We start from the raw sequence: 21,479 nt of genomic DNA on the forward strand, positions 1-21,479 counted from the left end.
CGTCCTCGCAATGCAGCGGAGCCTCCTCCCATGGTCCCGACCTACCAGCGCGCCCTGATCGTCGGTGCCGGCCCCGGCCTGAGCGCCTCGTTGGCGCGCCTGTTCGCGGCCGAGGGGCTGAAGGTCGGGCTCGCCGCGCGCAACACCGAAAAACTCAACGACCTCGCCGCGGAGACGGGGGCCGTCATCCATGCCTGCGATGCCACCGATCCGGGCGCGGTCGAGGCCCTGTTTCCCCGGCTCGAACCGGCGCTCGGCGGTGCGCCGGACGTGGTGGTCTACAACGCCAGCGGCCGGCTGCGCGGGGCCACCGTCGATCTCGATCCGGAGGCGGTGGCCCGCGCCCTCTCGGTCTCGGCCTATGGCGGCTTCCTCGTGGCGCAGGCCGCCGCCCGGCGGATGCTGCCCCACCGCCACGGCGCGATCCTGTTCACCGGCGCTTCGGCGAGCGTAAAGGGATTTGCGGGCTCGGCCCCCTTCGCCATGGGCAAGTTCGCCCTGCGCGGCCTCGCGCAGAGCCTTGCCCGGGAGCTTCAGCCCCAGGGCATCCACGTCGCCCATGTCGTGATCGACGGCGCCATCCGCTCCGCCGCCCGGCCCGATCCGCAGGACCAACCCGACGCGACTCTCGATCCGGACGCCATCGCGAAGGGCTACCTCGCCCTCCTGCGCCAGGATCGCAGCGCCTGGACCGATGAGATCACCCTGCGGCCGTGGGTCGAGCGCTTTTGAGGAATCACGCCGCCAGGAAAGCCTGCAACGCTCGCAAAGTCGGCTCCGGCGCCTCCTCGGCCATGAAGTGGCCGGAGGCGATGCAGGCGCCCTGCGCCCGTGGCGCAAAGGTCCGTTGCCAAGCCGCCAGCGCGGTCTCGGGCTTGTCCCGGTCGAGATAGGCCTCGCTCGCGAGCACCAGAACCGGCATCGGCAGGGTCCGGCCCGCGGCGAGGTCGGCGCGGTCGGCGGCACGGTCCGGCCCGTCGGCGCCACCGGCTCGGTAATCCTCGCACATCGCGTGGATGCGCTCGGGCACGCCCCAGGCCTGCCGGTAGAGAGCGAGCGCACGGGCGTCGAAGGCGGTCAGATCGTGGCGCGCGGTCCAGTCGCGCAGCAGCCCCTCGAAATAGCCGTCCGGATCGCGGCGGATCACCGCCGCCGGTTCCGGGGCGGGGCGCGACAGGAACGGCCAGTGCGGGTTCGCCTTAGGATTCGCCTCGATGCGGGCCCACTGCACGTCGGTCGGCACGATGTCGAGCAGCGCGAGGCGCTCGATCCGGCCGGGTTCGTCGAGGGCGAGCCGGTAGCCGATGCGGGCGCCGCGATCATGGCCGGCCAGCGCGAAGCGGATATGGCCGAGCCGCTCCATCACCGCGACGATCTCCGCCCCGAGCCGCCGCTTGGCGTAGGCGTTCTCCCAGCTCCCCGAATCCGGCGCGGCCGACCAGCCGTAGCCCTTCACGTCGAGGGCGATGACGCGGTGCGTCTGGGCAAGCGCCGGCGCCAGCCGGTGCCACATCGCGTGGCTCTGCGGAAAGCCGTGCAGAAGCAGGAGCGGCGGCGCCGATTCGGGGCCGCCGGCCCGGCCGAACCAGCGGCCCGCCGGCCCCTCGATCCAGAGCGGCGCGAAGCCGGGAAACAGATCGTCGCCCTCTGCCATCCGCCGTCCTTCCCACGCCACCGCTTCCGTATCGCGGATAACGGCTCGGTGGGGCGAAGGCTCCGGCGTACCCGACCCGACGGCCGTTTGGGGCCCTGAGATTGCGATGATGCAACCTTGCGGAATTTTCTAAGGTCTGTGCAATCCAGGCGACAGTCATGGGGCCCTTCTGCACTTGGAGGCCACTTGAAGCTCACTTGAGTCTCACTTGGGTCAACACGGAACGGGTAAAATTTAGGCGAAATGTCCAAGACGCGGGCATGAGGAAATATTCACTTTTAGGCGTAAAAGTCCGGCTCGTCCGCGGTGATCTCATGCCCCTGAACGACCTCGAAGAACTCGCGCGAATCGCCTTCGACTGGCTCTGGGCCACCGATGCCGAGGATCGATTCAGCTACGTCTCCCCAGGCGCCGAGCGTGTGCTGGGCCGCTCTCCGGCGGAGCTGATCGGGCTCACGCGGTCGGCCCTGGTCTGCGAGGGGAAGGGTGAGAGCCTTGCCGTCTACCGCGAGACGATCACCGCCCGCCGCCCGTTCCGCGACCTGACCTACGTCTACCGCCATCCCGACGGCACGCCGCGCTGGTTCGAGATCAGCGGCCGCCCGCATTTCTCGCCCGAGGGCGATTTCCTGGGCTATCACGGCGTCGGCAGCGACGTCACCGAGCAGCACCGGACCCGGTGCGCCCTGGTCGAGGCGCATGCCGAACTCAGCGAGCAGAACCGGCGCTTCGACGCGGCCCTGGAGAACATGACGCACGGCCTGTGCATGTTCGATGCGGAGCAGCGGCTCGTGGTGTGGAACCGGCGCTACCTGGAGATCTTCGGCCTGCCCGACGACGCGGTCCATGTCGGCATGGGCCAGCGCGCCATCATCGAGATGCTGGTGGCGCGCGGGTGCTACAAGCGCGGCGCCACGGTCGATGCGATCAGCGAGGGCACCCGCACCTCCCTCAGCGGAGACGGGTCGAAATCGGTTCTGCGCGAACTCGCCGACGGGCGGGTCATCGCCGTGATCCACCGGCCCATGGCCGATGGCGGCGGCTGGGTGGCGACCTTCGAGGACATCACCGAGCGTCGGCGCAACGAGGCGCGCATCATCCACATGGCCCGCCACGACGGGCTCACCGACCTGCCGAACCGCACCCGCCTGCGCGAGGTCGGCGCCGAATGGCTCGCGGCGTTGCGCACCGACGCGGAGGCGCCGCTCGCGGTGCTCTGCCTCGACCTCGACCGGTTCAAGCCGGTCAACGACAGTTTCGGCCACGCGGTGGGCGATGCCCTGCTGCGGGCGGTGGCCGATCGGCTGCGCGGGCACGTGCGCAGCCACGACGTCGTGGCCCGGCTCGGCGGCGACGAATTTGCGGTGCTCTCCCGCGTCGAGGATGCCGCCGGGGCCGCGGCCCTGGCCGAGCGCCTGATCGAGACCGTGGCTGCGCCCTACACCCTGGACGGGATCACCGTCGAGATCGGGATGAGCGCCGGCATCGCCCTGGCCGAGGGCGACGTCCCGCACGACATCGAGCGCCTCCTCAAGGAGGCCGACCTCGCCCTCTACGAGGCGAAGACCGAGGGGCGCGGCACCGTCCGCCTGTTCGAGCCGCAGATGGACGAGACCCTGCGCGAGCGGCTCGGCCTCGAACGCGAGCTGCGCGAGGCGCTCGCGCAGGACCGCTTCGAACTGCATTATCAGCCGCTCGTGGACCTGTCCGACAACCGCATCACCGGCATGGAGGCGTTGATCCGCTGGCACCATCCCGAGCGCGGGCTCGTGAGCCCGGCGGTGTTCATCCCGCTCGCCGAGGAGACCGGCCTGATCGTGCCGATCGGCGAATGGGTGCTGCGCCAAGCCTGCCGGGACGCGGTGGACTGGCCGGGCGAAATCAGCGTGGCCGTCAATGTCTCGCCGCTGCAACTGCGCCACCGCGGCTTCATCCAGAGCGTGCTCGGCGCGCTCGCGGCCAGCGGCCTCAAGGCGAGCCGGCTCGAACTGGAGATCACCGAGAACGTGCTGCTCGACGACACCGAGGCGAACCTCGAAACGCTCCACACCCTGCGCAAGCTCGGCGTTCGCATCTCCATGGACGATTTCGGAACCGGCTATTCCTCGATCAGCTACCTGCGCCGCTTCCCCTTCGACAAGATCAAAATCGACCGTTCCTTCGTGCGCGACTGCGCCGCCCAGTCGGAGGCCGGTGCGATCATCCGCGCCATCGTGAGCCTGGGGGCGAGCCTCGGCATCACCACCCTGGTCGAAGGCGTCGAGACCGAGCCGCAGCTCGCCACCATCCGGGCGGAGGGGGCGCAGGAGGTGCAGGGTTACCTGTTCAGCCCGCCCCGCCCGGTCCACGAGATCGCCGTCCTGCTCGAAGCCGGGACCACGGCCGAGGGCCGGCCCGGGCGGACGCTGGCGGCCTGACGGATCTTTTCGCGAGCTTTCGAGCGCCGGGGGACAGGCTCCGGGCGCCTGTACGCGTCGCAGCACCCCCTGCCCCGCCAGGGTTCGAAATCCGATCGGCTCGACCGTGTGAGGGGTTGCTGAGGGGAGGAGCGGGTTCTCGAGTTGTGATGAGCCCCTTAACACGGCCCAGACGGGGGCCGCGATCAGACGAGCGCGGCTACCCGACTCGGGTCTCGGGGGAAACGGATTGCAGCGCCGTTCCTCGTGCTGACGCACCGCGCTCGTACCAGCCCTTCGAGCGGTTCACGATCCACACGACCGACAGCATGACCGGCACCTCGATGAGGACGCCGACCACGGTGGCGAGCGCCGCGCCCGAGTTGAAGCCGAACAGGCTGATGGCGGCCGCCACCGCGAGCTCGAAGAAGTTCGAGGCGCCGATCAACGCCGAGGGGCCGGCGACGCAGTGCTGTTCGCCCGCAGCGCGGTTCAGCAGGTAGGCCAGCCCCGCGTTCAGGTAGACTTGGATGAGGATCGGAACCGCGAGCAGACCGATGACCGCCGGCTGGGCCAGGATCTGCTCGCCCTGGAAGCCGAACAGCAGCACCAGGGTGGCCAGCAACGCCACCAGCGAGACCGGACCGAGCCGGCCGAGCAGACGGTCGAGGGCGGCTTGGCCGCCGGACGCCAGCAGAATTCGGCGGACCGCCTGCGCGATCACGACGGAGATGACGATGTAGAGCACCACCGACAGCACCAGCGTTCCCCAGGGCACGGTGATGGCCGACAGGCCGAGCAGAAGGCCGACGAGGGGCGCGAACGCCAGCACCATGATGGTGTCGTTGAGCGCCACTTGGCTCAGCGTGAAGTGCGGCTCGCCGCGGGTCAGGTTCGACCACACGAACACCATCGCCGTGCAGGGTGCGGCGGCCAGGATGATGAGCCCGGCGATGTAGCTGTCGATCTGCTCCGCGGGCAGGTAGGGCCGGAACAGGGTGCCGATGAACAGCCAGCCCAGCGCCGCCATCGAGAACGGCTTCACCGCCCAGTTGATGAAGAGCGTCACGCCGATGCCGCGCCAGTGCCGCCCGACCTGGCGCAGCGCGACGAAGTCGATCTTGAGCAGCATGGGGATGACCATGAGCCAGATCAGCACCGCCACCGGCAGGTTCACCTTGGCGACTTCGGCGGCGCCGACAGCGTGGAAGACGCCGGGCATGACGTGGCCGAGCGCGATGCCGGCCACGATGCACAGGGCCACCCAGAGGGTGAGGAAGCGTTCGAACAGGGACATCGGGCTTCCTCAGGCGGCGCTGACGCGACGACCGTGCTCGTCCACCACGCGCTCGCCGTCCTCCTTCACGAACGCGCCCTGCTGGGCCGGCAGAAGGTCGAGCACCGCCTCGGACGGCCGGCACAGGCGTATGCCCTTCGGGCTCACCACGAGCGGGCGGTTGAGGAGGGCCGGATGGGCCTCGATCGCGTCGAGGAGCTGCGCGTCGGTCAGCGCCGGGTCGTCGAGGCCGAGCTCGGCGTAGGGCGTGCCCTTTTCGCGCAGGACATCTCGAACCGAGAGGCCGGCGCGGGCGAGCATCCGGGTGATGAGCGCCCGGCTCGGCGGAGTCTTCAGGTACTCGACCACGTGCGGCTCGATGCCGGCGTTGCGGATCATGGCCAGGGTGTTGCGGGACGTGCCGCAGGCAGGATTGTGGTAGATGACGACGTCGAACGCCTCAGGCATGGGCGGTGTCTCCGGTGGGGCAGTCGCAGGCGGACAGGGCGGCGACGGCCGGGGCGCAGACCTCCGGCCGACCCTGGCAGCAATCGCGCATCAGAAAGGCGATCAGGGCGGACAGGCCAGCGTATGCGGCGCTGTAGATGACCGACTTGCCCTCGCGCCGGAACGTGATCAGCCCGGCATGCGAGAGCTCCTTCAGGTGGAAGGACAGGTTGGTGCTGGCGACCCCGACCTCGGCCGCCAGCGCCCCGGCGGCGAGGCCATCGGGCCCGGCGATGACGAGCGCGCGCACGACACGGAGGCGGTGCTCCTGGCCGAGTGCGGCGAAGGCGGCGAGGGCTTGCCGTTCGTCCATGTCTGGCCCATCAATTCAACGTTTGTTGAATCGTACGGAAAGATTGCCGCGTGGACAAGCCCCATCAGCCGTTCGCCGACGGGTTGCCGAACCTCTCCGAGGCGCATGTCGAACTGCCCACCGCTGAGCGGGTGCAGGCGTCGACGCCGCTCGCGCACGCGCCGCGCTTCCTGATCCTCTACGGTTCGCTACGAGAGCGGTCCTTCAGCCGGTTCCTGGCCTACGAGGCGGCCCGGCTGCTGGAGGCGATGGGCGGCGAGGTGCGAATCTTCCACGCGCACGGCCTGCCGCTCCCCGACGACGCGACGGCCGACCACCCGAAGGTGCGGGAGCTCCGCGAACTCTCGGTCTGGTCCGAGGGGCAGGTCTGGGTGAGCCCCGAGCGGCACGGCAACCTGACCGGGGTGATGAAAAGCCAGATCGATTGGCTGCCGCTGAGCGAGGGCTCGGTCCGCCCGACGCAGGGGCGCACGCTTGCGGTGATGCAGGTGTCGGGCGGTTCGCAGAGCTTCAATGCGGTGAACAGCCTGCGGGTGCTCGGGCGCTGGATGCGGATGATCACCATCCCGAACCAGTCCTCGGTGCCGATGGCCTACAAGGAGTTCGACGAGGCTGGCCGCATGAGGCCGGGGCCGCTCTACGACCGGGTCGTGGACGTGTGCGAGGAGCTGATGAAGTTCACGCTCCTGACCCGCGGGCGGGCCGATTACCTCGTCGACCGCTACTCCGAGCGCAAGGAGGGTGACCCCGACCGGCTCAAGGCGGTCGCCGCCGATGTGGGCTTTGTCCGGGCGCCATCCTCCGAGCGGGCATCGTAGGCCGGCCGAACGCGGCGGGGCCGGGCGCTTCCCGGAACGCTTCGCTCCCGGCGACCGTTTTCAGCGCCATCGACGGAACGATTCCGGCAGCTTGGCAATTTCTCAGCCAGGACAGACTTCGAAAGACACTGCAAGACATCGTCCGAGACGGACGTCAGGAGGATACCATGATCGGTTGGGCTGTTACCTTTCTCGTCGTCGCTCTGATCGCTGCGCTGCTCGGCTTCGGCGGCATCGCCGGCACCGCCGTGGAAGCGGCCAAGATCGTGTTCTTCGTCGCGATCGCGCTGTTCCTGATCTCGGCGGTAATGGGCGCGGTGCGCGGTCGTTCGCCGCGACTGTGACCGACCTGAACCGCACGGTTTCGATGAAAGGGCGGCCCTCGCGGGCCGCCTTTTCCTTTTGTGCAACCCGCTGCTCTGATAAGGGGCGCGGATGACCGACATTCCAGACCCCTCCCCGGCCGTGCCCGCGGACCAACCCGCCACGCCCGAGGGCGAGCGCATCGCCAAGGCCATCGCCCGCGCCGGCATCGCTTCCCGCCGCGACGCGGAGGCCCTGATCGAGGCCGGCCGCGTCACCCTCAACGGCAAGGTCCTGACCTCGCCGGCGATCAACGTCACCGATGCCGATCGCATCACGGTGGACGACGAGCCCCTGCCCGCCCGCGAGCGGACCCGGCTGTGGCTGCTGCACAAGCCGCGCGGCGTCGTCACCACCGCCCGCGACCCGGAGGGCCGCCCGACGGTGTTCGACGGCCTGCCCGAAGAGCTGCCGCGGGTCGTCGCCATCGGCCGGCTCGACATCAACACCGAAGGGCTGCTGCTCCTCACTAATGACGGGGGGCTGGCCAAGGTGATCGCCCATCCCGATACCGGCTGGCTGCGCCGCTACCGGGTGCGCGCCTTCGGTGACGTGACCCAGCCCGATCTCGACAAACTCAAGAAGGGCCTGACCGTCGATGGCATGGAGTACGGCCCGATCGAGGCGACCCTCGACCGGGCGCAGGGCGACAACGTCTGGCTGACGCTCGGCCTGCGCGAGGGCAAGAACCGCGAGGTCAAGCGCATCCTGGAGCATCTCGGCCTGTCGGTGAACCGGCTGATCCGGCTCTCGTTCGGACCGTTCCAGCTCGGCGACCTCGAAGTCGGCCTCGTTGAGGAGATCCGCACCAAGGTTCTGAAGGACCAGCTCGGAAAGAACCTCGCCGAGCAGGCCGGCGTCGATTTCGAGAGCCCGGTGCGCGAGACGATCGCCCCCTTCGGCAGCCCGAAGAAGGCCACTCGTGCCACGCAGGCGGCGCCCCCGGGGCGGGGCCGTCAAGGCGCGCGCGACGAAGGCGCCTCGGAAGCCCGCTCGGGGTCTCGCGGCGGCTCGGCCGGCCGTCCGCCGCGCGATCCCGCCCGCCCTGCCGCCCCCCGCGCCGGTGCGCGCCCGGCCCCGCGTCCCCCTTCCCCGACCGTGTGGCGCGCCGACGAGGAGACGCGGCCCCGTGCCTCGAAGGTGCCCCGCCGGGGCATGGACCCCAAGACCGCCCGCGCGGCGGCGGCCGAGCGCGGCCGCGAGCGGGTCGGCGCGATCCAGGCGGCCGGCGAGCGCCGGGTGCTGGTGGAGCGGCTTCAGCCCTCGCCCGAGAAGCCCGCACCCGAGCCGCATCGCCGGGTCCGCTTCCGCAACGAGGAGGAGCGGTCCGCGCCCCGCGACAGGGCGCGCGAAGACAGGCCGCGCCAGGATCGGCCAGGTCAAGATCGGCCGCGTGAAGACCGGCCGCGCAGCGAGGCACCGCGCGAGAACCGCGCCCGCGACGAGCGGCCGGGCCGGGACGAGTTCCGCCGCGGCGCACCCGCGGGCGATGTCCGTCCCCGCCGCCGTGAGGCCGGGGAGGCCGCACCAGCCGAGCGGCGCGGGCCGCCCCGCGAGCGTCCGTCCGATTTCGAGGGGCGTCCGCCGCGCGAGCGGAGCGAGGGCCGGCCCCAGCGTGACTTCAATGGTGACTCCCGTGAGCGCGGCGAGGGCGCACCCCGCCGCGAGCGGCCGAGCGAAGGGCGCCCGCCCGAGCGTCGCGGCCCCCCGCGCGACCGGCCCCGTGCCGCCGAGGGCGAGCGGCCGGCCCGCCCCCCGCGCAGTGCCGAGGCGTCCGATCGTCCCGCCTTCCGCAAGGGACCCGGCAAGGGGCCCGGTGGTGCAGGCAAGAGCTTCGGCGGCAAGCCTGGCTTCAAGGGCGGTGACCGCGACGGCGCCAGGGGCGATTTCAAGGGCGGCGCGAAAGGTGGCCCGCGGGGCGACTTCAAGCCCGGTGGCGGCGGCCGGCCCGGTGGGCGCCTGGGCGGACGTCCCGGCGGCAAGCCCGGCGGTGCCCCCGGTGGACGCCCCGGTGGTGGCGGCAAGCCGGGACCGCGCGGGGGCGGACGTCCGAGCCGTCCGCCGCGTGGCGAGGGCTAAGGGGCTTCGCGCGTGCGGATCGTCGGCGGCGAATGGCGCGGGCGCAGGCTGGTCGGACCGAAGGCGGAGGGCATCCGCCCGACCTCCGACCGCCTGCGCGAGGCCCTGTTCAACGTGCTCGCCCACGCCTACGACGACGTGGTCGAGGATGCGGTGGTGCTCGACCTGTTCGCGGGCACCGGCGCCCTCGGCTTCGAGGCGCTGTCCCGCGGCGCGGCCCGCGCGCTCTTCGTGGACGAGGGGCGCCAGGCCGGCACCCTGATCCGCGCCGCAATCGCCGCCCTTGGCTGCGAGGACCGCGCCCGGCTGATCCCGCGCGACGCGACCCGGCTCGGGCCTGCCCTGGACCGGCCCGCGACGCTGGCCTTCTGCGATCCGCCCTACCGGAAGAACCTTGCACCCGCGGCTCTCACGGCGGCCGCCGGGGGCGGCTGGCTCAGCCCCGGCGCGCTGGTCCTCGTCGAGGAGGCCGCGGAGGCCGGCCCGGTCCTGCCACCGGGTTTCGAGGAGCTGGAGCGGCGCAGCTACGGCGAGACGACGGTGACCTTCGGTCGCTTTGCGGGTTGAGCCCTTCGCCCGCGCCGTGAGGTCGCCCTATCTCGCTCGGGCCACGCCCGTCCGCGAGGGGAGCCCGCCTCCATGCCGCCCGTCCCGCCGCTTTCCCGCCGAACCCTGTTGCAGGGCGCGGCCCTCACCGCCGGAGCGGGCTTCGCCCCGGCCCTGCTGCGCCCAGCCCGCGCCGCCGACGCCCTGATCACCCGGCCGATCCCCTCCTCCGGTGAGCGGTTGCCGGCCATGGGCATCGGCACCTCGCGCCGCTACGAGGTGGCGCCGACGCCCGAGGCGACCGCGCCCTTGCGCGAGGCGGTGGAGCGCTTCGTCGCGCTCGGCGGCCGGGTGATCGACACCGCCCCGAGCTACGGCACCGCCGAGGACGTGCTCGGCCTGATCCTCGACGGTTTGCGCGAAAAGATCTTTCTCGCCACCAAGGTCGCGGCCCGCGGCCGGGAGGCGGCGCAGGCGGAGACCGAGCGCTCGTTCCAGCGCCTGCGCACGGACAAGATCGACCTCATCGCCGTGCACAACCTCGTCGACACGGAAGTGAACCTCGCGGTTCTGCGCACGCTCAAGGAGCAGGGCCGGATCCGTTATGTCGGCGTCACGGTCTGGCGCGACGAGCAGTTCCCCGAGCTTGAGACGGTGATGAAGCGGGAAAAGCTCGACTTCGTGCAGGTGAACTACGCCCTCGACAGCCGGGCGGCGGCCGAACGCGTCCTGCCGCTGGCGGTTGAGCGCGGCGTGGCGGTGATGGTCAACGTGCCCTTCGGCCGCGACCGCCTGTTCAAGGCCGTGAAGGACAAGCCCCTGCCCGCCTTCGCCGCCGAATTTGGCTGCAAGAGCTGGGCGCAGTTCTTCCTCAAATACGTGCTCGCCAACGAGGCCGTGACTTGCCCGATCCCGGGCATGGCCAAGGCGAGTTACGTCGAGGACAACCTCGCCGCCGCGACCGGGCGGCTGCCGGACGCCGCCGAGCGGCGCAAGATGGAGGCCTTCATCGATGCGGTCTGACTTTTTTGGGATTTCTTCCGTTCGGCGTGGGGTACTGGCTCTGCTTGCCGGCACGCTTCTGCTCCCCGCCCTGCCCGCTCTCGCTCAATCGGAAAATCCCAAAAGAATCGGGATCATCGGGGCGGGCAATATCGGCGGCACGCTCGGCCGTCTCTGGATCAAGGCGGGCTACGAGGTGTTCTTCGCCTCCCGCCACCCCGAGGAGCTGAAGCCGCTCGTCGAGGAACTCGGGCCCAAGGCGCGGGCCGGCACCCCGGCGGAGGCGATCGCCTTCGGCAACGCCGTGCTGATCGCAGTGCCCTACAAGGCCTATCCGGACTTGGGGCGTGAGAACGCCGCGGCGCTGAAGAACAAGGTCGTGATCGATGCCGGCAACGCGGTGAAGGCCCGCGACGGGGCCGTCGCCGACGAGGTCGAGCGCGACGGCATCGGTGCGGTCTCGGCCAAGTATCTGGCCGGCGCCCACGTGGTGCGCGCCTTCAATGCGGCCAACTACAAGATCTTCCAGAAGAATGCCGGCCGGCCCGAGCCGCGCATGGCCGTGCCGATCGCCGGCAACGACCCGAAGGCACTGGAGACCGCCCGCACCCTGGTCTCGGATGCCGGCTTCGACCCCGTCGTGGTCGGCGAACTCAAGGCAGCCGACACCTTCGCCATGGGCTCGCCCGGCTTCGGCCATGACCTCTCGGCGCCGGAGCTGAAGCAGAAGCTCGGGGTGAAGCCTTGAGCGAGGCCCCGGCCTCTTCGTCGGGCTTTTCGCTCTCTGACCGCCTCGCCCGCCTCGTCGATGTGAGGCCGGGCGAGGGCCCGGCGCTGGCTTGGTCCTGGGCCTACATCTTCGCGCTGCTCGCGAGCTACTACGTGCTGCGCCCGATCCGCGACCAGATGGGCGTGGCGGGCGGCCTGGAAAACCTGCCCTGGCTGTTCCTGGCGACGCTGATCGGCATGTTGGCGCTGAACCTGCCCTTCGCGTGGCTGGTCAAGCGCCTGCCGCGGGCGCGCTTCGTGCCCCTCACCTACCGCTTCTTCATCCTCAACATCCTGATTTTTTCCGCCCTGATCGCGCTTACGGACGGTGAAACCGCGGTCTGGGTGGGCCGAGCCTTCTTCGTCTGGCTCTCGATCTTCAACCTGTTCGTGGTCTCGATCTTCTGGGCCACGGTGGTGGACGTGTTCTCGACCGAACAGGGCAAGCGCCTGTTCGGCTTCATCGCGGCCGGCGCGACGCTCGGCGCGATCTGCGGCTCGGCGGTGACGGCGATGCTCGCGCGCGACGTGCCGACCTGGGCGCTGCTCATCGCCGCCGCCGTGCTCCTGGAGGCGGCGGTCTTCGCCATGCGCGGCCTCGCGCCGCCTGATCGGGCGCCTCCACGAGGTGCCGGAGGATTCGCGGGCGGGCGAGGTCATCGGCGGCGACATCTGGGCCGGCATCCGGCGCACCGTCGCTTCGCCCTACCTCCTGAACATCGCGCTGTTTCTGGCGCTGTTCTCGATCACCGCGACCTTCCTGTATTTCGAGCAGGCGGCGGTGGCCAAGAACAACTTCCCCAGCCGGGGGGCGCAGACGGCCTTCTTCGCCAATGTCGATCTCGCCGTGAACGCCCTGACGCTCGGCGTGCAGCTCTTCCTCACCGGGCGCATCACGCGCTGGCTCGGGGTCGGGGTGACGCTGGCGCTGCTGCCGGCGGCGAGCATCGTCGGGTTCGCCGCGCTCGCGCTCGCGCTCTCGCCGAGCGTCGCCTCGGTGGTGGTGATCTACGTGCTGCGCCGGGCCGGCAACTTCGCCATCGCCCGGCCGGTGCGCGAGGTGCTGTTCACGGTGGTGCCGCGCGAGGACCGCTACAAAGCGAAAAGCTTCATCGACACGGTGGTCTATCGCCTCGGCGATCAGGTCGGCGCGTGGTCCCATGCGGGGCTGGCCGCGCTCGGTTTCGGCGGTCATGCTGCGGCGGTGGTGGCGGTGCCGCTCTCGGCCGCGTGGCTCCTCAACGCGCTCTGGCTCGGCCGGGCGCAGGCGCGGCGGCAAGAGGCGGCACAGCAAGACGCGGCACAGCAGGCGGCACAAGCAGACGACAATCCGGCGCCGTTGCCACCGCGCCCGGCCTGAGGTCAATTGTTGCAAAGGTTGTTTTCAGTTTAACCCTGTCTCTGTCGGGCGGATGCGATGCGCCTGGACAACGGGGACAGGCGGCGATGCGGCATCGCAGCGCGCGCATGTTGTCGGCGACAATCGGACATAGAACAGAAACAGTCGCCGTGCGGTATTCGTGGGATCATCCCGCGCCATGGCTCGGGCCAAGGCTTCGTGCCTCTCACAAAATTCCCGTCGGCATGGCCAGGCTAAGGGCCGTCGGCGACCGGGCGTTTCGTGAGGCACTCTGACCGGACATCCACCGGAGATCCAACTTCACCGGAGATTCATGGGACTCGTCCAGTACGCCCTCAAGTTCCGCATCACGACCTACGTCCTCGCGGTGCTGATGATGCTCGGCGGCGTCAGCGCCATCGTCGTCACCCCCAAGGACGTGCTGCCGGCGGTCGATATCCCCGTCGTCGTCGTGGTCTGGACCTATACGGGCCTGTCCGCGCCGGAGATGGAGAAGCGGATCACGACCTATTCCGAGTTCGGAATCTCCAACAACGTCAACAACATCGCCCGGATGGAATCGACGAGCCTCCAGGGCACGTCGGTGATGAAGATCTACTTCGACCAGAGCGTCAGCATCGATCTGGCCATCGCCCAGGTCGTCTCCTCCACGAACTCGATCCGCGCGCTGATGCCGCCGGGCGTGCAGCCGCCCGTGATCGTGCGCTTCTCCGCCTCCTCAGTGCCGGTGATCCAGCTCGCGCTGACCTCGGCCAAGGACAGCCTCAACAAGGTCTACGACTACGCCCAGTACCGCATCCGCCAGCGCCTGACCCAGGTGCCGGGCTCGACCCTGCCCTCCCCCTTCGGCGGCGCCCCGCGCCAAGTGATGGTCGATCTCGACCTGCACGCGCTCCAGGCGCTCGGGATGACGCCGCTGGAGGTCACCAACGCGGTGACCTCGCAGAACCTGACGATCCCCTCGGGCCTCGCCAAGATCGGCGAGCAGCAATACCCGGTGCAGATGAACGCGACGCCGGACGCGATCGCGGCGTTGAACGAAATCCCGATCAAGGTGGTCAACGGCCAGCCGGTGCTGGTGCGCGACGTCGCCTATGTCCGCGACGGTGGCCCGCCGCAGGTCAACGTCGTGCGCGCCGACGGCGCCGCCTCGGTGCTGATGCGGGTGTTGAAGAACGGCACCGCCTCGACGCTGGATGTGGTCAACAACGTCAAGGCGGCGCTCCCCGACATCCGCGCGGCGGCCCCCGAGGGCATGGAGATCAAGCCGCTCTTCGACCAGTCGGTCTTCGTCTCGAACGCGATCGAGGGCGTCTGGCACGAGGCTGTGATCGCCGCCGCGCTGACGGGCCTGACCATCCTGCTGTTCCTCGGCTCGTGGCGCTCGACCCTGATCGTGCTCGTCTCGATCCCGCTCTGCCTGATGACCTCGCTGGCGTTGCTGGCCGCGCTCGGTCACACCATCAACGTGATGACGCTGGGCGGGCTGGCGCTCGCGGTCGGCATCCTCGTCGACGACGTGACGGTGGCGATCGAGAACACCTACCGCCTGTTCGAGGAGGGCAAGCCGTTCCGCAACGCCGTGGTCGAGGGCGCGGCCGGCATCGCCAAGCCGGCGCTGATCTCGACGCTGTCGATCTGCGCCGCCTTCGTCTCGGTCTTCGCACTCACCGACACGCCGAAGTATCTGTTCACGCCGCAGGCGCTCGCGGTCGTGTTCGCGATGCTGACCTCCTACCTCCTCACTCGCACGCTCGTGCCGGTGATGATCGACGTGCTGGTGGCGCGCGAATACCTCCAGCACCACGGCGGCGAAGCGAACGCCCCGCGCCGCGGCCGGATCGAGCGGGCGCTTGTCTGGCTGCTCTCCCCCGTCTTCCGGCTGGCCGGCGCCTTCCGCCGCGGTTTCGAGGCGCGGTTCGATCGGTTCCTCCGCGGCTATGTCGGGCTGCTCCACGCGGTCCTGCGCCACCCGGTCGCGACGGTGACCGGCGTCGTCCTGCTGTTTGCCGGCACCGGCGGGCTCTTCGTCTTCACGGGACAGGACTACTTCCCGCAGGTCGAATCGAGCCAGATGACGATGCACCTGCGCACCCGGCCGGGCATGCGCATTGAGACCGCCGAGCAGACCTTCGCCGAGGTCGAGAAGGTGGTGCGCGAGGTGATCCCCGAGGATGAGATCGACCAGATCCTCGACAATATCGGCCTGCCCTCGAACAACTATAACTTCGCCTTCTCCGACGGCTCGTTCGTCTCCTACAACGACGGGCAGATGCTGATCGACCTGAAGGACGAGCACGGCCCGGTCGCCGAGTACCAGCGCCGCCTGCGCGAGATTCTGCGCGAGCGCTTCCCCGACATGATCGTCTACTTCCAGCCCTCCGACATCATCACGCAGATCCTCAATTTCGGGGTGATCGCGCAGATCGACGTGCAGGTCGCGGGCCGCAACACGGTGAAGGATCTGGCCGCCGCCCGGCGCATCGAGGCGCGGCTGAAGGAGACGCCCGGCCTCGTCGACGTGCACCTGCATCAGATCGTCGATCAGCCGCAATTCTTCGTCGATGTCGACCGGCGGCTCGCCTCCGAACTCGGCCTGACCCAGCAGCAGGTGGCGCAAAGCCTCAACGTGTCGCTCTCGGGCTCCTTCCAGGTGAACCCGAACTTCTGGACCGACCCGAAGACCGGCATCCCCTACCAGCTCTGGGTCCAGACGCCGGAATACCGCAACGCCTCGCTCACCGCCCTGCAGAACACCCCGCTCTTTGCCCGCGCCAATGCCGGCAGCGGGCCCGGCGCGCTGACGCTGCTGTCGAGCATCGCCACGATCACCCGCCAGCCGACGCAGACGGTGATCAACCACGTCAACACGCAGCCGACCTTCAACGTCTACGCCGCGGTGCAGGACCGCGACCTCGGCGCGGTCGCCCGGGATATCGATCGGATCGTCGCCGAGGAGCAGAAGACGCTGCCGGCGCCCGACAAGATCTCCGTGCGCGGGCAGATCGAGAACATGCGCGCCGCCTTCTTCCGGCTCGGCATCGGCCTCGGCATCGCGGTCGTCGCGGTCTACCTCCTGATGGCGGTGAACTATCAGAGCTGGGGCGACCCCTTCGTGGTGCTGGCCGCCCTGCCGATCGCCTTCTGCGGCATCGTCGCGAGCCTGTTCATCACCGGCACCGCCTTCTCGATCCCCTCGCTATTCGGGGCGATCATGTCGGTGGGCATCGCCTCGGCCAACTCGATCCTGCTCGTCACCTTCGCCAAGGAACACCGGGAGGCGACGGGCTGTTCGGCCCGTGAGGCGGCCATCGTCGCGGGCGAGACGCGGCTGCGGCCGGTGCTGATGACCGCGAGCGCGATGTTTTTGGGCCTCGTGCCCATGGCGCTCGGCACCGGCGAGGGCGGCGAGCAGAACGCGGCCCTGGCGCGGGCCGTGATGGGCGGCATCGCGCTCGGCACGCCCTCGACCCTGCTGTTCGTGCCGTTCCTCTACAGCCTGCTGCGGCGGGGCGAGGCCAAGCCGCTCGAGGATTATGTCTGATGACGCCCGTCCGATCCGACCGGAGGATTCGCCCGTGACCGACGGCGAGGACAAGAAAATCCCGCCGCCGCCGGGCAAGGGCGGCTTCGTGTGGGCCGGGCTGATCGCGCTCGGCCTGCTGGCCTATGGCGGCTACGGCCACTGGCAGCGGGCGGCCCGGGCCGAGTCGACGCGGGCCCGGCAGATGGAATTCGTGCCGAAAGTGCGCACCGAGGAGGCCAAGCGCCTCGACGGGCCGATCGAGCTGACCCTGCCGGGCCAGACCGAGCCCTTCGCCACCGCACGGATCTATCCCCGCGCCACCGGCTACATCGCCGAGCGCCATGTCGATCTCGGTTCGCGGGTGAAGAAGGGCGACGTGCTCCTGCGCATCGCCGCCCCGGATCTCGACCAGCAACTCGCGCAAGCCGAGGCGCAGCTCGGGCAGCTCGAGGCCCAGCTCCTGCGGGCCCGGGCCATGGTCGATCAGGCCAAGGCCAACACGAACCTCGCCCAGGCCACCAACTCGCGCACCTCGACGCTCGCCGGCCAGGGCTGGGCCTCGAAGCAGAACGCCGACAACACCCAGGCCGGCGTGCTGGCGCAGCAGGCGAACCTCGCCTCGGCGGAGGCCGACGTGAAGGTGGCCCAGGCCAACATCAAGGCGCAGCAGGCGACCGTCGGGCGGCTCAAGGCGCTGACCGGCTTCGAGATCGTCACCGCCCCCTTCGACGGCGTGATCACCACCCGCAACGTCGATGTCGGCGACCTCGTCCAGGCCGATGCCGGCTCCGGCTCGCCGCTCCTGTCGATGGACCGGGACGACGTGCTGCGCATCTCGGTCAACGTGCCGCAGAACGCGGCGGTGGGCGTGCAGCCCGGCATCGCGGCCCAGATCAAGGTGCCGCAGATGCCCGACCGCAGCTTCGCCGGCGTGGTCGAGCGCAGCTCGGTGGCTTTGCTCGCCTCCTCGCGCACCCTGACGACGCAGGTCGACGTGCCGAACCCCGACCTCACCCTGCGGCCGGGCCTCTACGTCTACGTGACCCTGGCGATCCCCCGCACCGGCGGCGCCACGGTAGCGGTGCCGGCCGAGGCGCTGGTGTTCAACCAGTCCGGCACCCGCGTGGCGGTGGCCGGCGACGACGACCGCGTGCGTTGGGTCGAGGTCCATGTCGCCCGCGACAAGGGCACGGTGGTCGAGGTCGACAAGGGCCTCTCGGGCGGCGAGCGCCTCGTGCTGAGCCCCCCGGCCGATCTCAAGGACGGCGGCCGCATCGCCCCCCAGGCGCCGAAATCGGACAAGCCGATGCAAGCCGCGCAGCGCTAAAACTTTCGCGCAGCGCTAAGACTTTCGCGCAGCGCTGATCCCATCCTCGTCCTCATCCTGAGGTGCCGGAGCGAAGCGGAGGCCTCGAAGGATCCTCCAGCAATCGCGCGATCCCTGGAGGATCCTTCGAGGCCCGCTGGCGCGGGCGCCTCAGGATGAGGGGTAGGTGGGATCGGTGGCCTTCCACCCGTTGGACCTTTCAGCAGGTTGCGCGGGCGGCCCCACTCGGCTCACATCCCGCCCGGAAACGCATCCCACGAGAAGGGCCAGCCATGACCGACCTCAAAACGCTTCGCAGCCTGTCCGGCCTGCCGCCGGAGCCCGCTTCCCTGTCGGGCTCAGGCCTGGTGATGATCGACCTGCAGAACACCTACCGCGAGGGCGTGATGCGCCTGGAGGGCATCGAGCCGGCGATCCGCGAGGCGCAGGCGCTGCTGGAACGGGCGCGCAACGCCGGGATCCCGGTCTTCCATGTGCGCCACGATGCCGGGCCGGGCTCGCCCTACGACCTCACCGCCGCCATCGGCCAGATCAGCGACGAGGTCGCCCCGCGGGAGGGGGAGCCCGTCATCACCAAGGCCTATCCAAGTTCCTTCGTCGGCACCGACCTGCAGGCGCAGTTGGAGGCCGCCGGCGTCAAGGACGTGATCCTGGCTGGCTTCATGACGCATATGTGCGTGAATTCGACCGCGCGCAGCGCCTTCAACCTCGGCTTCCGCCCGACCGTGGTGGCCTCGGCCACCGCCACCCGCGCCCTGCCGGGTCCGGACGGCGCGACCGTACCGGCGGCGGCGGTACAGGCCGCAAGCCTCGCGGCGCTCGGCGACCTGTTCGCGGTGGTGGCGCCGGATGCGGCGGCGATCCGGGGGTAGGGCGATCAGGCCGCGCGGGGCGCGAGGGGGCGCGTCCGCGTCCGTCGGCTGCTGCCCGAACACGCGCTGGTAGAGCGCGGCGGGGCTGTGGCTGCGGCCTTCCGAGTCGACGATGCGGACGTCGCTCATGCCGGAGGTCGTCAGCGACAGGCCCTGCTCCAGGGCACTCAGCAGGGAGCCGTGCTGCCAGGAATAGACGCGCGAAGCGGTGCCGGCGCTGACGGTGAAACTCACGAGGCGACATTCCCAATGTTAAGACCGGCTGGCGACGCCGCCGCCGGATCTGATGAAAGAAGAGGCAGCCCCGATCGGGGTTCCTAAAACTTGAGCTTTAATAGTGGCTCTTGGTTGACGAAGTCTTTGCGGAAACTGCCCCTTTCGGTGGCGGAACCGCGGGCGCCCGATGGCGGTATGATGGCAGCGGCGCCATTCGCGCCCTGCAGGGTGCCCGCCCGGTCCGCCGCATTGCCGGGGCGCGCCGGTCTCCTCAAGACGGGGGCGGGCGGCCTCTCAGGGCCGTTTCCCGACAGCCACAGCGGAGTGACGGACATGGAATACCGGCAGTTCGGACGCTCGGGCCTCAAGGTACCGGTGCTCAGCCTCGGCACCGCCACCTTCGGCGGCACCGACGCGTTCTTCCAGAACTGGGGCAGCACCGGCGTGGCCGAGGCGAGCCGCCTGATCGATCTCTGCCTCGATGCGGGCGTCAACTTCCTCGACACCGCCGACCTCTATTCGAGCGGCGATTCCGAAAAGATCCTCGGCGAGGCGATCAAGGGCCGCCGCGACCGGCTCCTGATCTCCACCAAGGCGACCTTCCGGGTCGGCGAGGATGTGAACGCCGTCGGCTCGTCGCGCCACCACCTGATCCGCGCCTGCGAGGCGAGCCTGAAGCGGCTCCAGACCGACCATATCGACGTCTACTTCATGCACGGCTTCGACGCGCTGACCCCCGTCGAGGAGACCCTGCGGGCGCTCGACGACCTCACCCGTTCGGGCAAGATCGGCTATATCGGCGCCTCGAACTTCTCCGGCTGGCAATTGATGAAGGCGCTGGCGACCTCGGAGAAGGAGGGGCTCGCCCGCTACGTCGTCTATCAGGGCTATTACTCGCTGATCGGCCGCCACTACGAGTGGGAGCTGATGCCGCTCGGCCTCGACCAGGGCGTCGGCCTGATGGTGTGGAGTCCGCTGGGTTGGGGCCGGCTCACCGGCAAGATCCGGCGGGGGCAGGCGGCCTCGGGCGGGCGGCTGTCCACGGCGAGCGGCGCGGAGGGCGGTCCCACCGTCTCCGACGACTACCTCTACGATGTTGTCGATGCCCTCGACGCGGTCGCCGCCGAGACCGGCAAGACGGTGCCGCAGGTGGCGCTGAACTGGCTGCTCAGCCGCCCGACCGTGTGCAACATCGTCATCGGCGCTCGCAACGAGGAGCAGTTGAAGCAGAATCTCGGCGCGGTGGGCTGGTCGCTCACGCCCGACCAGATCGCCCGCCTCGACGCGGCGAGCCGGGAAAATCCGATCTATCCGTATTGGCACCAGATCGGCTTCGACGAGCGCAACCCCAAGCCGACGGCTTGGTGAGGCGGGACGGGTCCGCCAAGAACCCCTCTCCCCGCAGGCGGGGCGAGGGGACGCGTCCGCCATCGCCCCGGTGAGCCGTGAACGGCCTCACATGCTGATCTCGGGCCCGTGCTTGTCACCGTCATCCGGCACCGGCCCGGCCTCGCCCTGCCAGGGCAGGCTCTGCCAGGGCGGCTGGCCGGCGCGGGCCTCGTATTCCTCCAGCGGCAGGGTGGTCTCACCGCCCTCCCCGTCCTGGACTCGGACATGGCTCGGGCGCGGCTGCTTCGGCGGGCAGAGGAACAGGCCCTTGAACGAACTCGCCATCGTCAGAGCCCCTCCGGCTTTTCGCCCTTGGGCGTGCGATGGGGGTGTACGGGGCGGGCGCGCAGGTAGCCCTTGAAGCGCAGATACTCGGCGACGATCTCGCAGATCGCCCGGTCCCGCGGCAGGCGCTCGACCGCGCAATGCTCGTCCAGCGCCGCCACGACCTCCGGCGGGAAGGTCAGGATGCCGGCAAGCTTCGGTTCGGGCGCCGGATCGGTCTCGTGTTCGGTCTCGCTCACGGTCTGCACCCTCTCTACACGCCCGATCCGGCCGGCGGCACGCCCTGCTCCGGCGTGGGGATTACACCGAGCCCGTCCGCATCGCCGGGTCGGGTGGCCCCGAGCCGCCGCAGCAGCGCTTCGTAGGTCTGCACCGCCGGGGAGTCCGATTGTAGCTCGCGGGTGTCGGCCAGGAGCCGGCGCACGTCCTCCACGAACAGGTCGCGCGCCTGCCCTCCCCCGGGGCTCGCCTCGAACAGGCGGCTGAGCGCCAGCTCGAACACGCCCATGAGAAGGCCGAGCCGCTCGGTGTCGTCCGCCATCGCTCCCCTCCGGATGTCGTCCCGGCCGCTTGTGCGGTCCGGCCGAAGGTTTGAACGCCCATGAGGCGCCCCGCGGTTCCGCCCCTGACAGTGCCGGGGATAATCGAACCCCCCGCCACTGCGCCGCATGGGAAGACGCGCTGTGCCGCTCTAGGTTTTGTTCCTGGATGGCTTTCCCGTAAGGCCGGCAGCCCGCTCGCGGGCCGGTGCGCCCGCGCGGGGGTGCCGGAGCCGTTCGGGG

General features: G+C 70.0%; 19 protein-coding genes and 1 pseudogene. 13 read left to right on the plus strand and 7 right to left on the minus strand.

The annotated features are described in order from the left end of the window. Nucleotides 1-30: 30 nt before the first annotated feature. Nucleotides 31-732: an SDR family oxidoreductase gene (locus M2437_RS13740; protein WP_253387732.1), complete on the plus strand. Its 702-nt coding sequence runs from the start codon at nucleotides 31-33 to the stop codon at nucleotides 730-732. Between the two features lie 4 nt (nucleotides 733-736). Here M2437_RS13740 and M2437_RS13745 read toward each other — a convergent pair whose 3' ends face one another. Then, nucleotides 737-1,654: an alpha/beta fold hydrolase gene (locus M2437_RS13745; protein WP_253387733.1), complete on the minus strand. Its 918-nt coding sequence runs from the start codon at nucleotides 1,652-1,654 to the stop codon at nucleotides 737-739. A 314-nt stretch (nucleotides 1,655-1,968) separates the two neighbouring features. Between M2437_RS13745 and M2437_RS13750 the strand changes: the two genes are divergently transcribed. Then, the gene (locus M2437_RS13750) at nucleotides 1,969-4,071 is read left to right on the plus strand and encodes a putative bifunctional diguanylate cyclase/phosphodiesterase (protein WP_253387734.1); all 2,103 of its coding nucleotides are present in this window, start codon (nucleotides 1,969-1,971) and stop codon (nucleotides 4,069-4,071) included. A gap of 199 nt (nucleotides 4,072-4,270) precedes the next feature. Here the strand turns inward: M2437_RS13750 and arsB are convergent, their stop codons facing one another. Genes arsB through M2437_RS13765 form a run of 3 tightly spaced genes read right to left on the minus strand, consistent with a single transcriptional unit; the run spans nucleotide 4,271 to nucleotide 6,146 of the window. Then, nucleotides 4,271-5,347, minus strand: coding sequence for an ACR3 family arsenite efflux transporter (gene arsB / locus M2437_RS13755; protein ID WP_253387735.1), 1,077 nt, complete (start codon nucleotides 5,345-5,347; stop codon nucleotides 4,271-4,273). Between the two features lie 9 nt (nucleotides 5,348-5,356). Beyond that, the gene (arsC, locus tag M2437_RS13760; RefSeq protein ID WP_253387736.1) at nucleotides 5,357-5,794 is read right to left on the minus strand and encodes an arsenate reductase (glutaredoxin); all 438 of its coding nucleotides are present in this window, start codon (nucleotides 5,792-5,794) and stop codon (nucleotides 5,357-5,359) included. Further along, entirely contained in the window at nucleotides 5,787-6,146 is a 360-nt protein-coding gene (locus tag M2437_RS13765) for an ArsR/SmtB family transcription factor (RefSeq protein ID WP_015824050.1), read from the minus strand. The genes arsC and M2437_RS13765 overlap by 8 nt, the downstream gene beginning before the upstream one ends. A 50-nt stretch (nucleotides 6,147-6,196) precedes the next feature. Between M2437_RS13765 and arsH the strand changes: the two genes are divergently transcribed. The 11 genes and pseudogenes from arsH (at nucleotide 6,197) to M2437_RS13820 (ending at nucleotide 20,391) form a co-directional block, all read left to right on the plus strand. Continuing rightward, complete coding sequence (arsH, locus tag M2437_RS13770) at nucleotides 6,197-6,964, plus strand: arsenical resistance protein ArsH (RefSeq protein ID WP_253387737.1); 768 nt, start codon at nucleotides 6,197-6,199, stop codon at nucleotides 6,962-6,964. 167 nt (nucleotides 6,965-7,131) lie between these two features. Next, the gene (locus M2437_RS13775) at nucleotides 7,132-7,308 is read left to right on the plus strand and encodes a DUF1328 domain-containing protein (RefSeq protein WP_003607421.1); all 177 of its coding nucleotides are present in this window, start codon (nucleotides 7,132-7,134) and stop codon (nucleotides 7,306-7,308) included. A 91-nt stretch (nucleotides 7,309-7,399) separates the two neighbouring features. After that, a complete protein-coding gene (locus M2437_RS13780) occupies nucleotides 7,400-9,406 on the plus strand; it encodes a pseudouridine synthase (protein WP_253387738.1) in 2,007 nt (668 codons plus the stop codon). 12 nt (nucleotides 9,407-9,418) lie between these two features. Then, on the plus strand, nucleotides 9,419-9,973 hold the full coding sequence (gene rsmD / locus M2437_RS13785; RefSeq protein ID WP_253387739.1) for a 16S rRNA (guanine(966)-N(2))-methyltransferase RsmD: 555 nt from the start codon (nucleotides 9,419-9,421) through the stop codon (nucleotides 9,971-9,973). Between the two features lie 72 nt (nucleotides 9,974-10,045). Further along, the gene (locus tag M2437_RS13790) at nucleotides 10,046-10,975 is read left to right on the plus strand and encodes an aldo/keto reductase (protein ID WP_253387740.1); all 930 of its coding nucleotides are present in this window, start codon (nucleotides 10,046-10,048) and stop codon (nucleotides 10,973-10,975) included. Then, nucleotides 10,965-11,702, plus strand: a complete 738-nt coding sequence (locus tag M2437_RS13795; RefSeq protein WP_253387741.1) for an NADPH-dependent F420 reductase — start codon at nucleotides 10,965-10,967, stop codon at nucleotides 11,700-11,702. The genes M2437_RS13790 and M2437_RS13795 overlap by 11 nt, the downstream gene beginning before the upstream one ends. Next, nucleotides 11,699-13,082, plus strand: a pseudogene (locus tag M2437_RS13800) (NTP/NDP exchange transporter). The gene M2437_RS13795 and the pseudogene M2437_RS13800 overlap by 4 nt, the downstream one beginning before the upstream one ends. Nucleotides 13,083-13,395: 313 nt before the next feature. Continuing rightward, complete coding sequence (locus M2437_RS13805; protein ID WP_253387743.1) at nucleotides 13,396-16,626, plus strand: efflux RND transporter permease subunit; 3,231 nt, start codon at nucleotides 13,396-13,398, stop codon at nucleotides 16,624-16,626. Next, nucleotides 16,619-17,935: an efflux RND transporter periplasmic adaptor subunit gene (locus M2437_RS13810; RefSeq protein WP_253387744.1), complete on the plus strand. Its 1,317-nt coding sequence runs from the start codon at nucleotides 16,619-16,621 to the stop codon at nucleotides 17,933-17,935. Before M2437_RS13805 ends, M2437_RS13810 begins: the two co-directional genes overlap by 8 nt. Nucleotides 17,936-18,207: 272 nt before the next feature. Continuing rightward, a complete protein-coding gene (locus M2437_RS13815; RefSeq protein ID WP_253387745.1) occupies nucleotides 18,208-18,807 on the plus strand; it encodes a cysteine hydrolase family protein in 600 nt (199 codons plus the stop codon). Between the two features lie 549 nt (nucleotides 18,808-19,356). Further along, nucleotides 19,357-20,391, plus strand: a complete 1,035-nt coding sequence (locus M2437_RS13820; protein ID WP_015952093.1) for an aldo/keto reductase — start codon at nucleotides 19,357-19,359, stop codon at nucleotides 20,389-20,391. Nucleotides 20,392-20,478: 87 nt separating this feature from the next. On the opposite strand, the gene M2437_RS13825 is transcribed toward M2437_RS13820, so the two are convergent. Genes M2437_RS13825 through M2437_RS13835 form a run of 3 tightly spaced genes read right to left on the minus strand, consistent with a single transcriptional unit; the run spans nucleotide 20,479 to nucleotide 21,238 of the window. After that, complete coding sequence (locus tag M2437_RS13825) at nucleotides 20,479-20,697, minus strand: hypothetical protein (protein WP_056201453.1); 219 nt, start codon at nucleotides 20,695-20,697, stop codon at nucleotides 20,479-20,481. Between the two features lie 2 nt (nucleotides 20,698-20,699). After that, nucleotides 20,700-20,945, minus strand: a complete 246-nt coding sequence (locus tag M2437_RS13830) for a hypothetical protein (RefSeq protein ID WP_253387747.1) — start codon at nucleotides 20,943-20,945, stop codon at nucleotides 20,700-20,702. Nucleotides 20,946-20,950: 5 nt separating this feature from the next. Beyond that, entirely contained in the window at nucleotides 20,951-21,238 is a 288-nt protein-coding gene (locus tag M2437_RS13835; RefSeq protein WP_003605030.1) for a hypothetical protein, read from the minus strand. Nucleotides 21,239-21,479: the final 241 nt, after the last annotated feature.

This window comes from Methylorubrum pseudosasae, from assembly GCF_029504475.1.
GTDB classification, from domain to species: domain Bacteria; phylum Pseudomonadota; class Alphaproteobacteria; order Rhizobiales; family Beijerinckiaceae; genus Methylobacterium; species Methylobacterium extorquens.